General features: G+C 73.4%; 11 protein-coding genes. 8 read left to right on the forward strand and 3 right to left on the reverse strand.

The window, feature by feature from the left end; all coding sequences use genetic code 11:
• Positions 1 to 717 (forward strand): dethiobiotin synthase, encoded by a 717-nt coding sequence (bioD, locus tag ACH41F_RS30975; RefSeq protein ID WP_391236803.1) that lies wholly within the window; start codon positions 1 to 3, stop codon positions 715 to 717.
• A gap of 19 nt (positions 718 to 736) precedes the next feature.
• Here bioD and ACH41F_RS30980 read toward each other — a convergent pair whose 3' ends face one another.
• Positions 737 to 3,052 (reverse strand): LuxR C-terminal-related transcriptional regulator, encoded by a 2,316-nt coding sequence (locus ACH41F_RS30980; RefSeq protein WP_398838421.1) that lies wholly within the window; start codon positions 3,050 to 3,052, stop codon positions 737 to 739.
• Positions 3,053 to 3,167: 115 nt separating this feature from the next.
• Here ACH41F_RS30980 and ACH41F_RS30985 point away from each other — a divergent pair, with 115 nt between their 5' ends.
• Together ACH41F_RS30985 and ACH41F_RS30990 are read left to right on the forward strand one after the other, a co-directional pair.
• Positions 3,168 to 3,854, forward strand: a complete 687-nt coding sequence (locus ACH41F_RS30985; RefSeq protein ID WP_398838423.1) for an esterase/lipase family protein — start codon at positions 3,168 to 3,170, stop codon at positions 3,852 to 3,854.
• 73 nt (positions 3,855 to 3,927) lie between these two features.
• Positions 3,928 to 4,611 carry a class I SAM-dependent methyltransferase gene (locus ACH41F_RS30990; RefSeq protein ID WP_398838425.1) on the forward strand — a complete coding sequence of 228 codons (684 nt, stop codon included), beginning with the start codon at positions 3,928 to 3,930 and terminating at the stop codon, positions 4,609 to 4,611.
• On the opposite strand, the gene ACH41F_RS30995 is transcribed toward ACH41F_RS30990, so the two are convergent.
• Positions 4,612 to 4,986 (reverse strand): fic family toxin-antitoxin system, toxin component, encoded by a 375-nt coding sequence (locus ACH41F_RS30995; RefSeq protein WP_391236814.1) that lies wholly within the window; start codon positions 4,984 to 4,986, stop codon positions 4,612 to 4,614. It lies immediately after the preceding gene.
• 4 nt (positions 4,987 to 4,990) lie between these two features.
• Entirely contained in the window at positions 4,991 to 5,218 is a 228-nt protein-coding gene (locus ACH41F_RS31000; protein WP_398838427.1) for an antitoxin, read from the reverse strand.
• Positions 5,219 to 5,418: 200 nt separating this feature from the next.
• Between ACH41F_RS31000 and ACH41F_RS31005 the strand changes: the two genes are divergently transcribed.
• From ACH41F_RS31005 to ACH41F_RS31025, 5 genes are all read left to right on the forward strand, one after another.
• Positions 5,419 to 6,261: an ABC transporter ATP-binding protein gene (locus ACH41F_RS31005; RefSeq protein WP_398838429.1), complete on the forward strand. Its 843-nt coding sequence runs from the start codon at positions 5,419 to 5,421 to the stop codon at positions 6,259 to 6,261.
• 4 nt (positions 6,262 to 6,265) lie between these two features.
• Positions 6,266 to 8,833 carry an ABC transporter permease gene (locus ACH41F_RS31010; protein WP_398838431.1) on the forward strand — a complete coding sequence of 856 codons (2,568 nt, stop codon included), beginning with the start codon at positions 6,266 to 6,268 and terminating at the stop codon, positions 8,831 to 8,833.
• A 197-nt stretch (positions 8,834 to 9,030) separates the two neighbouring features.
• Entirely contained in the window at positions 9,031 to 9,456 is a 426-nt protein-coding gene (locus tag ACH41F_RS31015; protein ID WP_391236823.1) for a GNAT family N-acetyltransferase, read from the forward strand.
• A gap of 144 nt (positions 9,457 to 9,600) precedes the next feature.
• Positions 9,601 to 10,944 carry a hemolysin family protein gene (locus ACH41F_RS31020; protein ID WP_398838434.1) on the forward strand — a complete coding sequence of 448 codons (1,344 nt, stop codon included), beginning with the start codon at positions 9,601 to 9,603 and terminating at the stop codon, positions 10,942 to 10,944.
• Complete coding sequence (locus ACH41F_RS31025; RefSeq protein WP_398838436.1) at positions 10,941 to 11,954, forward strand: hemolysin family protein; 1,014 nt, start codon at positions 10,941 to 10,943, stop codon at positions 11,952 to 11,954. The genes ACH41F_RS31020 and ACH41F_RS31025 overlap by 4 nt, the downstream gene beginning before the upstream one ends.
• The last annotated feature ends 455 nt before the right edge of the window (positions 11,955 to 12,409 follow it).

Genomic DNA, 12,409 nt, shown 5'->3' on the forward strand with positions numbered 1-12,409 from the left:
ATGTCGGTACTGGTGATCACGGGCACCGGCACGGAGGTCGGCAAGACGATCGCCACCGCCGCGGTCGCCGCGGCGGCGGTGGCGGCGGGCCGGTCGGTGGCCGTGCTCAAGGCGGCACAGACCGGGGTACGGCCGGACGAGCCCGGGGACGCGCAGGAGGTGGCACGGCTGGCGGGCACGGTGACGACCGCCGAAGTCGCCCGCTACCCCGAGCCGTTGGCACCGGCGACGGCGGCCCGGCGCGCCGGACTGCCCACGGTGGGTCCGCGGGACGTCGCCGAGGCGGCCGCCGAACTGGCCGCCGGGCACGACCTGGTGCTGGTCGAGGGGGCCGGCGGTCTCCTCGTACGGTTCGACGAGGCGGGCGGGACGCTCGCGGACGCGGCGCGCCTCCTCGGTGCGCCGGTGCTGTTGGTGGCGTCGGCCGGGCTGGGCACGCTGAACACGACGGAGCTGACCTCGCGTGAACTGCGCCGCCGGGAGCTGGAGTTGCTCGGCGTGGTGATCGGCAGCTGGCCCGAGGCTCCCGATCTGGCGTCGCGGTGCAATGTGACGGACCTCCCGGAGGTGGCGGCGGCGCCGCTGCTCGGGGCGCTGCCGGAGGGCGCCGGGGCGCTCGCGCCGGCCGACTTCCGTGCGGGGGTGCCGGGTTGGCTGGCGCCGCGGCTGTACGGCACGTGGAATGCGGCGGAGTTCCGGGACCGGCAGAACGACTGAACGACCCGTCCCGGGGGCCTCACCCGTCCCCCGACTCCGCCAGCAACCGCACCAGCTCGATGCGTGAGCGGATTCCCAACCGGGTGAAGACGCCCCGCAGATGGTGGTCGATGGTGCGCGGGCTGAGGGCGAGGCGGGTGGCGATCTCGCGGTTGGTGGCGCCGTCGGCGGCCATGCGGGCGACCATCAGCTGCTGGGCCGTGAGCCGGAGGGTCGGGTCGTCGGGGGTACCGCGCGCGGGAGGTGCCGGCGCTCCGAGGGCGCGGAGTTCGCTGCGGGCCTGGGCGGCGCAGTGCGGGGCGCCGAAGTGCTCGAAGGCCTCCAGGGCGCTGTGCAGCCGGTCGCGGGCCTCCGTCCGGTGCCGCAGTCGGCGCAGCGCGCTGCCGAACAGCAGCTCCGTGCGGGCGCGTTCGACGTCGCGGGTGCCGCGGGCGTGCAGGTCCAGCGCGGTGCGGTAGTGCTCGACCGCCTCGGCCCCGGGGGCCAGCAGGGCCCGGCAACGGGCGCTGAGCGCCAGGTCGTCGGGGCTGCGGACGACACTCGCCCAGCGGTCGTAGTCGGCGTGCGCGACCCGGGCGACCCGGGTGTCGTCGGTGCGGACGGCCGCCTCCACGTAGTGCGGGGTGGCCAGATGGCGGATGGCCCGGTGGCCGTGGCCCGGCCCGAAGCCGGCGAGGGCCCGCAGCCGGGCCGCCGCGGCGGCGAACCGGCCGCTGCTGAGGTCGAGGTAGGCCAGTGCCCACTGGGCGAGCGCGGCGGGCAGGCCGAGGCCGTGGGAGCGGGCGTACGAGCGTGCGCCGGCGGCGCGTTCGCGGCAGACCTCGGCGTCGCCCGTGAGCGCCGCGAACATGGCGAGGGCGGCCTGGAGATGACAGGCGCCGTTGTCCTGGCCGGTGGCGTACGCCTGCCACAGGGCGTCGGTCGCGGCGGCCTCCCCGGCGCGCGGGCGCCCGGTCCAGAAGTCGGCGTAGGCACGGAACTCCATCGCCTGCGCCACGCTGCCCGGCGCCCCGCGCATCCGGGCGGCGGCCGCCGCGCGGACGGTCGCGGCGGTGGCACGGGTGTGGTCGCCGAGCAGCAGTGCGGCGATCCCGGCGTGAACCAGGACGGTGGGGTCGCCGCCCGGCCCGCACCGTCCGGCCGCCGCCGCGAGCAGGTCCCGGGCGTCCTCGTACCGTCCTTCGCACGCCGCCGCGAGCCCGCCGAGCGTGCCCGGCGGCACGATCCCCATCCGCCGGGCCACGCGCGCCGCCTCCCGGCAGCGGCGCAGGTCACCGGTGTAGATGGCGGCCTCGGTGGCGTGGGCGAGGAGGTGGTGAGCGGGGTCGGTCGGGCCGAGGCTCGGAAGGCGCGCGTCAGCGACACCCGCACCCGCACCCGCACCCGCACCCGCACCCGCACCCGCACCCGCACCCGCACCCTGCGGGAAACGCCTCGGCACCGGCCCCGGTACGCCCGCCTCCCGCGCCCCGGCCACGGCTGTCAGCAGGGCGTCGAACGCCTCCGCCGCGTTACCGGCGCGCAGCGCGAGCACCCCGGTCAGCGTGTCGTCGTCCGAGAGGGCGGCCAGTCGGCGGGCCCGGTCGCCCTCCCCGGCCTGCCAGGCGTACCCCGCGGCGTCGGCCAGCAGTCGGGTCCGGGCGGAGCGGTCGGGGCAGAGGGCGGCCGCGCGTTCAGCGAGGGCGCGTGCCAGGTGCGGGAAGCCGCCGTCGCGGGACCGCATCGCGGCGGCGCCGAGTTCCGACGCCAGGCGGGCACTCGGGCCGAGCGCTCCCGCCCCGCGGTGCCAGGAGCGCAGGGCCGTCTCGCCCTCGGTGCGCAGGACCCGGGCCAGCAACCGGTGGACGTCGCGGCGGTCCGCCGGGGACCCCGACTCGTAGGCGGCGACGCGGGTCCAGGTGTCGCGGAAGACGACCCCGGACGCCGTGGCGTACGCGATCCCGGCCGTGTCGGCGGCCTCCAGGGGCCGGGTGTCCAGCCGGGCGGCGGCGACCGCGCGCAGGAAGGCGTGGGTGGCGACCGGGTACTGGTCGGCGGCGGCCAGGAGCAGCAGCAGCCGGGTGTCGTCGGGGAGCCGTCTGATCCGCGCGCGGTGGGCGCGGAGCAACTCCGGTGCCAGTACGGCCGGTTCCGTGGGCAGCGGGTCCGAGCCCGCCGACTGACGTGTGCTGAGGAGCGTGACGGCCTCGGCTGCCGCGCGCGGATCGCCGTGCACCGCGTGCAGCAGGCGCACCCGGACGCCCTCCGGGAGCCCGGCGGCCAGGTCCTGCCACGCCTGCGCGAGCCGCGGGGACGACGTGCCGTCGAGGGGCGGTGGGGTTACAGGAGTCAGCACGCATTCGACGTTACTGGCGAGTTAATTGACACGTAAAGACCGGCGATCTCACCGATGCGGCGCGCGTAGATCCCGCTCGACACTCCTGACAACCCCACCCGTATCAGGAGGCATCATGCAGCGCCCCCAGCGTCGCATCTCAGCGGCCGTGTCGGCCGTCGTCTCGTCGCTCCTTCTGGCACTGTCCCTGTCCGCGGCCCCCGCTCGGGCCGCGACCCACCATCCGATCGTCTTCGTCCACGGCTTGAGCAGTTCGGCGAGCAGTTGGGACGACTGGATCGCGGACTTCAAGGCCGACGGCTACGCGTCCTCGGAGCTGTTCGCGTGGTCGTACGACTGGACGCAGTCGAACGTGACCACCGCGCAGCAGTTGTCCGCCAAGATCCAGAGCGTGCTCGCCCAGACCGGTGCCTCCAAGGTCGACCTGGTCGTGCACTCCATGGGCGCGCTCAACTCCCGCTACTACCTGAAGAATCTCGGCGGGACGGCGTACGTGGACGACTTCGTGTCGACCGCCGGCGTCAACCACGGCACGACGACCGCGTCCTGGTGCTCCTGGCTGTACACCTCATGTGCCCAGATGTACACGGGCAGTTCGTTCCTGACCTCGCTCAACTCCGGTGACGAGACGCCCGGCAGCGTCGCGTACGCCAGCTACTGGTCGAACTGCGACGACGCGCTCACCCCGGACACCACCGCGATCCTCAGCGGCGCCGTCAACGTCGAGGTCGGGTGCGTCTCGCACACGGACATGAACAACGACCACGGCGTCTACGAGCGGGTGCGCGACTTCGTCGCGTAGCGCGCGAGCGGGGGTGCGCGGGGCGGGTTCGGGGGACAATCACGGTGGACCCCGTCCCGTCCGGGAGGTCGTCATGCCGCTACGGTCCGCCGGTTCCCGCAAGCTGTCGCGAAGCCCCGTGCACCACCCGCTCTTCGCCCGCTGGTACGCCCGCGTCAGCGTCGCCGCCGAGACCCGTGCCGGCATGGGCGACGTGCGGGAACGGCTGCTCGCCGGGCTCTCGGGCCGGGTCATCGAGATCGGCGCGGGCAACGGGCTGAACTTCGGCCACTACCCGCGTACGGTCTCGGAGGTCGTGGCCATCGAGCCGGAGCGCATGCTGCGCAGGCTGGCGGTGGAGGCCGCCCTGCGCTCGGAGGTGCCCGTCGATGTCGTACCGGGCGCGGCGGAGGCGCTGCCGGTCAAGAGCGAGGCCTTCGACGCGGTCGTGATCTCGCTGGTGCTGTGCAGTGTGCGGGACGTGCCGCGGGCCCTGGCGGAGGTGCGGCGGGTACTGCGGCCCGGTGGTGTCGTGCGGTTCTTCGAGCACGGCCGGGGCGGCGGGCCGGCCATGCGGCTCACCCAGCGCGCCCTGGACGGGACCCTGTGGCCGCCGCTCGCCGGGGGCTGCCATCTGTCGCGTGAGCCGGTTCCGGCCCTGCGGGAGGCCGGGTTCGAACTTGGCCCTTACCGGCAGGTGTTGATGCCGGCGAAGGGGCCGCGGCTGCCCACCTCCTTCTGCGTGCTCGGCACCGCCTGGCGCCCTGCCGACGCCTGATCATTGGCTCCACCGGCGCAACTCCCGCGCGATGTCGTGCACCGAGGCCTCGCCGCTCTTGATCAGCCGGGCCAGGTCGCGGACCTGCTCGGGTGAGGTGACGACCTTCAGACCGCTCGCCACGAGATAGGCGTAGGCGACGGCGCAGGCGAACAGCGCGTTGGAGCGCTCCAGGGCCGGTACGTGGAGGAGGAGTTGGAGGAGGGCGGCGGCTCGGGCGTGCGGGCCGTCGTAGACCGGGACGTCGAAGATCTCGGCGTCGTGGCGGGCGACGGCCGCCACCAGGGCGCCCCAGTCGGTGACCTGCGGGTCTCCCGGGGTGTGGTGTTCGGCGAGCATGAGAAGCCAGGCGAGGTCGATCCGGAGGTCGCTCAAGGGATCAGCGGCGGCCTTCGCGCTCCGCGCCGAACTCCTCGGCGAAGACGCTCTCGTAGTGCTTCATGAAGTCGGCGGCGGCCTCCACGAAGGTGTGGCCGATTTCGCCGGCGTCCTGCTTGACCAGTTCCTCGATGTAGCGGTTGACGCTCATGCCACGGGCCAGGGCGCGTTCGCGGGCGGCGCGGGCGGTGCCCTCGTCCACTCGTACGTTCAGCTGGGTCTTCGCCATGCCTCGACGCTAGCGCCGGACCGCTAGCAGCGGCAAGGGGCGGATCCCGCCGAGCGAGCAAGAAGGGTGTCCCTTACATCGGTATCAGGGACCCGACCTGGGACGGAGACCGACCGGCACCACAGGGGGATTTCGGGTGTGGGCCGCATCACACTACCCTCGGCCGGGACCATGCGTCGGTGCCCACAGAGGAGGCGGCCTTGTCCACACCCGCTGCGCAGCACGTCCCCGGCCACGCGTCGGCCGACGGGATCGCGGCCCGCGCCCGGGGCCTGACCAAGGCCTACGGCTCGGGCGAGACGGCGGTGCTCGCCCTGGACGCGGTGGACGTGGACATCGCGCGCGGCCGGTTCACCGCCGTGATGGGCCCCTCGGGCTCCGGCAAGTCCACGCTGATGCACTGCCTGGCCGGGCTCGACACCGTCTCGGCGGGCCAGGTCTGGCTCGGCGGCACCGAGATCACGGGGCTCAAGGAGCGCGAGCTGACGCGGCTGCGCCGGGACCGGATCGGGTTCATGTTCCAGTCGTTCAACCTGATCCCCACCCTGAACGCGGCCGAGAACATCACCCTGCCCATGGACATCGCGGGCAAGAAGCCCGACGAGACATGGCTGGACCAGGTCATCGACACCCTCGGGCTGCGCGACCGGCTCAAGCACCGGCCCGCCCAGCTCTCCGGCGGCCAGCAGCAGCGCGTGGCGTGCGCGCGGGCGCTGGCCTCCCGGCCCGAGCTGATCTTCGCGGACGAGCCGACCGGCAACCTGGACTCGCGGGCCGGCCTGGAGGTCCTCGGCTTCCTGCGCGAGGCCGTCGACCAGCTCGGCCAGACCGTGGTCATGGTCACCCACGACCCGGGCGCCGCCGCCCACTCCGACCTCGTGCTCTTCCTCGGCGACGGACGGATCGTGGACGAGATGGAACGGCCCACCGCCGAGGCGGTGCTGGAGCGCATGAAGCGCTTCGACGTGATCCGCGGCAAGCACGAGGAGACCCCGCCGCCGGGGACCGGGCCCGCGGACACCCCTTCCCTCGACAAGGACTGAGGCCGTGCTCAAGGCGACGCTCCGCAGCTTTCTCGCCCACAAGGGACGGCTGCTGCTGTCCGCGCTGGCCGTCGTGCTGTCCGTGGCGTTCGTCGCGGGCAGCCTGATCTTCTCGGACACGCTCAGCCGCACCTTCGACCGGCTCTTCGCCTCCACAGCGCCGGACGTCACGGTCAGCCCGCGCGAGGAGCTGGACGAGTCGATCCCCTCCGGCGTCACGCCCACGGTGCCCGCCTCGCTGGCGGAACGGGTGGCCCGGGTCGACGGGGTCGCCGACGCGCGCGTGGACGCCGAGGTCGCGAACATCACCGTCGCCGACGACAAGAACGAGTCGGTGGGTTCGACCACCGGCGCCCCCACGATCGGCACCGACTGGAGCCCCGGACCGCGCAGTCCCGTCGAACTCACCTCCGGCCACGCCCCGCACGGCCCGACCGAGGCGCTGCTCGACTCGGAGTCGGCCGACCGCAAGGACGTGCGCATCGGGGACACGCTCCGCGTGATCGGCCCGCAGGGCACCTTCAAGGTCGAGGTCGTCGGGATCGCCACCTTCACCACCACCAACCCCGGGGCGACCCTGCTCTTCCTCGACACCGCGACCGCGCAGGCCAAGCTGCTCGGGGACCCGGACGCGGCCACCGCCATCTCCGTGGACGCCGAGGACGGCGTCAGCGACGCGCAGGTGAAGCAGCGGATCGCCGCAGCGATCGGCACCGGCGCGTACGAGATCCGCACCGCCGACGAGCAGGCCAAGTCCGACGTGGAGTCGCTGGGCGGATTCCTGGACGTCATCAAGTACGTCATGCTCGGTTTCGCGGGCATCGCCGTCCTCGTCGGTGTCTTCCTCATCGTCAACACCTTCTCCATGCTCGTCGCCCAACGCACCCGTGAACTGGGCCTGTTGCGCGCCCTGGGCGCGGACCGGCGCCAGGTGCGCCGCTCGGTGCTGACCGAGGCGATGCTGCTGGGCGTGGTCGGCTCGACGCTGGGTCTCGCGACCGGGATCGGACTCGCCGCCGGACTCATCGCGCTGATGAACACGCTCGGCATGAACATCAGATCCAGCGAGATGGTGATCGGCTGGGGCACACCGGTCGCCGCCTACGTCGTCGGCGTGGGTGTCACCTTCGTCGCGGCGTATCTGCCGGCCCGGCGCGCAGCCGGGGTCTCCCCCATGGCCGCGCTGGCGGACGCCGAGATCGCCGGCGTGGGACGGCCGCTGAGGACGCGGGCCTGGGTGGGCGGTGTGATCGGCGCGGCCGGCGCCGCGACGCTGCTGGGCTGCGTGCTGTCCTCCGACACCTCCACCGCGGCGTCCCTGCTGGGTCTCGGCGTCGTGCTGACCCTCCTCGCCACCGTCATCGCGGGTCCCCTGCTGGTCCGTCCGGTGATCCGGGTCCTCGGCGGGGCGTTCCCCGCGCTGTTCGGCTCGGTCGGCCGGATGAGCCAGCGCAACGCCCTGCGCAATCCGCGCCGCACCGGCGCCACCGCCGCCGCGCTCATGGTGGGGCTCGCCCTGGTCGGCGGCATGTCCGTGGCCAGCGCCTCCATGACCAAGTCCTTCGACCAGCAGATCGACGACACCCTGGGTGCCGACTTCGTCATCCAGAACAGCAACTTCGTGCCCTTCCCCAAGGAGGTCTCCGACAAGGTCCGGGCCACGAAGGGCGTCGGGCTCGTGGTCGGCTCCCAGTTCGCTCCGATCGCCGTACGGCTGCCGGACGGCAAGCGCGTCACGACGACCGCGGCGGCCTACGGCCCGCAGCTCGACGAGGTCGCCGACATCACCTACGCGCAGGGCGACACCGCGGCGGCGCTGGCAGCCGGACACCTCGCCATGGACGCGGACTTCGCGCGCGAGCACGACGTACGGGTCGGTTCCACGATCCCCGTGGAGTTCCAGACCCGGAAGACGGCCGAGCTCACCGTGGGCGCCCTTACCGACCAGGAGTCCGCGGAGGGCTTCGGGACGCGAGGCGGCATCTACTTCGGCCTGGACACCCTGCGCCGGTACGCGCCGGGCGGACAGGACTCCGGGCTCTACGTGAACGCCGCCTCCGGGACCGGCGCGGACACCCTGCGCGCGGAGCTGGAGCGGACCCTCGACCCGTATCCGCAGGTCCAGGTGCGGGACATCGCGGACTACAAGGACCTGGTGCACGACCAGATCGCGGTCCTGCTCTATCTCGTGTACGCGCTGCTCGGCCTGGCGATCGTCATCGCGGTGCTCGGGGTGGTCAACACCCTGGCCCTGTCGGTGGTGGAGCGCACCCGGGAGATCGGACTGCTGCGCGCGATCGGGCTCGCCCGGCGGCAACTGCGCCGCATGATCCGCCTGGAGTCGGTGGTGATCGCGGTGTTCGGCGCGGTCCTCGGGCTGGCGCTGGGCCTGGTGTGGGGGGTGTGCGTCCAGCAGGTGCTGGCGTTGCAGGGCATGTCGGCCCTGGCCGTCCCGTGGGGCACGATCCTCGCGGTCGTGGTCGGCTCGGCGGTGGTGGGCGTCGTCGCGGCACTGCTGCCGGCGCTGCGCGCGTCGCGCATGAACGTGCTGACGGCGATCGCGCACGAGTGAGGAGCCGCCGAGGAGTGGCGGGCTGGGAGGGCGGGGTACGGCTTCAGCTGTCCGACCGTCCTGGAGCCGTACCGGGAGCCGTACCGGGAGCCGTACTTGGAGGCGTGTGCGCCGGTGGTCGCGGAGCCGGGGGCGGGTGGCCGTCCGCATGCCGGAATTCTCCGTTCCCGGGCAGGCGCGCGTGATGGGATCGCCGTATGACTGAACTGCACCTTCGCGCCGCCGCGCCCACGGACCTCGACGCCGTGCTGGCCTTCTGGAAGATCGCCGCCGAGGGCACGAGCATCAGTGACGACCGGGAGGGCGTCGAACGGCTCGTGGCGCGCGACCCCGAGGCGCTGATCCTGGCCGAGCGGGACGGGGAGCTGGTGGGCACGGTGATCGCCGGCTTCGACGGCTGGCGCTGCCATCTGTACCGGCTGGCCGTGCACCCGGAACGTCGCCGTCAGGGCATCGGCTCCGCGCTGCTCGCGGCCGCCGAGGAGCGGTTCGCACGGCTTGGCGGGCGGCGGGCGGACGCGATGGTGCTGGTGCGCAACGAGACCGGGCAGCATGCCTGGCGCGCTGCCGGGTACGAGCCCGAGGAGCAGTGGCGGCGGTGGGTGAAGCCCCTCGCCGACTGACCCCTTTGCCCGTCCTTTACCATTGGGGTCCACTCGGTCCTCGAAGGAAAGGTGTGAGAGTCCGCCCATGGGCGAGCCTCCCGGCAGTACGCGAGATCGCGCGATCCTCCCCGCCCTGTCCGATCATGGGACGGAGGTGACCCGATGACCGAAGTGCTCCTCCTGCTCGTGGCGATCCTGCTCTCGCTCGCCTGCGGCGCATTCGTCGCCGCGGAGTTCTCGCTGACCACGGTCGAGCGGGGTGCCCTGGAGAGGGCCGCGGAGCGCGGCGAGCGGGGCGCCTCGGGCGCCTTGAAGGCCGTGCGCAACCTGACCTTCCAGCTGTCCGGGGCACAGCTCGGCATCACCGTCACCAACCTGGTGGTCGGCATGCTCGCCGAGCCGTCGATCGCCAAGCTGATCGCCGGGCCCCTGGAGTCGCTGGGCGCCTCCCGTTCGGCCGCCTCGTCGATCGCGCTGGTGATCGGTACGGCCCTGTCGACCGTCGTCCTGATGGTCGTCGGCGAGCTGGTGCCGAAGAACTGGGCGATCTCCTCCCCGCTGGCCGTGGCCAAACGGGTGGGCAACGCGCAGCGCTGGTTCAGTGCCGCGTTCCGGCCCTTCATCACGCACCTGAACAACACGGCGAACCGCATCGTGCGTCTCTTCGGCGTCGAGCCCACCGAGGAGCTGGCCGCCGCGCGCGGACCGCAGGAGCTGGCGGCGCTGGCCCGGCACTCCGCGAAGGAGGGCGCCCTGCCGGCCGACACCGCGGAACTCTTCGTACGGACCCTGAATCTCGCCGACCTGACCGCGGAGAACGTGATGACCCCGCGCGTCCAGGTCATCGCCCTGGACGCCCAGGCGACCTGCGAGGACGTCGCGAACGCCACGCGCGCGACCGGCCTGTCCCGGTTCCCCGTGTACCGCGGCAGCCTCGACTCGGTCGTGGGCACCGCGCACATCAAGGACGTCCTCGCGATCCCGGCCGAGCGCCGCGCGCGCGTGCCGGTGTCCGAGCTGATGCGCGAGCCGCTGCTCGTCCCCGAGTCGCTGACCGTGGACCGGCTGCTCGACCGGCTCTCCGGCAAGCGCACCATGGCCGTGGTGATCGACGAGTACGGCGGTACGGCCGGGGTGGCCACCCTGGAGGACATCGTCGAGGAGGTCGTCGGCGAGGTCCGCGACGAGCACGACCCGCACGAGACCCCCGACCTCGCCCCGGCCGGGACCGACGACGAGGGCCGCGTGCTGTACTCCGCCGACGGCTCCGCGCGGATCGACCAGCTCGCGCGCGTGGCGCTCCGGGCGCCCGAGGGGCCGTACGAGACGCTGGCGGGCCTCATGGCGACCGAGCTGGGCCGCATCCCGGCCGTGGGCGACACCGTGGAGGTCGCCGGCTGGCGACTGGACGTGGTCGACGCGACCGGACGCAGGGCCGCGCGCGTGCTGCTGCGCGCCCCGCTCGAAGACCCGTCCGAAACACTCGAAGGGGAGGCCGGCAAGTGACCGCGATCCAGTTGCTGATCGGCCTGGCGACCCTCGTCGTCAACGCCTTCTTCGTGGGCGCCGAGTTCGCGCTGATCTCCGTGCGGCGCTCACAGATCGAGCCGTACGCCGAGGAGGGCGACCGGCGCGCCAAGAGCGTGCTGTGGGGTCTGGAGCACGTCTCCGCGCTGATGGCCGCGGCGCAGCTCGGCATCACCCTGTGCACCCTGGTCCTCGGCGTGGTCGCCGAGCCGGCGATCGCGCATCTGCTGGAGCCGGTGTTCCACGCGCTGGGCGTGCCCGTGGGCGCCGGTCATGCGGTGTCGTTCGTGATCGCGCTGACCCTGGCGACGTATCTGCACATGCTGCTCGGCGAGATGGTCCCGAAGAACATCGCGCTCGCGGAGCCGGTGCGCAGCGCGCTGATGCTCGGCCCGCCGCTCGTCGCGCTCTCCCGCGGCCTGCGCCCGGTGATCTTCGCGATCAACGCCTTCGCCAACGCCCTGCTGAAGCTGATGCGGATCGAGACCAAGAACGAGGTCACGGCGACCTTCTCGGACGCCGAGCTGGCCCGGCTGGTGAAGGACTCCGACGAGGCGGGCCTGATCGACGACCGGACCCGGGAGCGGCTGCACGACGCCCTGGAGCTGGGCCGGCGTCCGGTGCGGGACGTGGTCCTCCCCCTGGAGAGCGTCCTCTACGCGCGCGTGGGCGTCACGCCGGAGCGACTGGAGCGGCTGTCGGCCGAGTCCGGGTTCTCCCGTTTCCCGGTGGTGGACGACGGGCGGCGCATCCTGGGCTATCTGCACGTCAAGGACGCCCTGGACGCCTCCCCGCGCGATCTGCCGTTCCAGGTGCGGGACATGCGGCCCATCGCGCGCGTACGGGAGAACACGCCGCTGGACGACGTGCTCACGGCCATGCGGGGCAGCCGGACGCATCTCGCGGCGGTCCTCGGTGACGACGGGCGCCTGTCGGGGCTGGTGACGATGGAGGACGTGCTGCGGGAGCTGTTCGGGCAGCGGACGTGACGGGGTGGACGGGGGCGTCGGGGCTCGTTCTGCGGGGGTGAGGCGGCGGGACCGGTCGGGAGGGTGTGAGGCGCCGGGACCGACCGGAGGGTGTGGGGCGCCGGGCGTGCGGTGTGCGGGGCGGGTCCGGTGTTCGGCGCGGGTCCGGTGCGTGGGGGCGGGGCCGCACCGGGGGGTGTCCGTCCTCGGTCGGGCGGAACTGTGGGACCAAGCTGTGCCGCCAGTCGGACGCCCGACACTGCGGGCGGGCACCCCCCGGTACGTCCCCTTCCGCCGTGGCGCCAGTGCGGGTCACCTCCGGCCCGCGTCCCCCCTTCCCGCCGTGGCGCCGGTGCGGTCGTCTTCGGCCCGCATCCCCCCTTCCCGCCGTGGCGCCGGTGCGGTCGTCTTCGGCCCGCATCCCCCCTTCCCGCCGTGGCGCCGGTGCGGTCGTCTTCGGCCCGCATCCCCCCTTC

Source organism: Streptomyces sp. NPDC020489, assembly GCF_044386545.1.
In the GTDB taxonomy this organism is placed as follows: Bacteria; Actinomycetota; Actinomycetes; order Streptomycetales; family Streptomycetaceae; genus Streptomyces.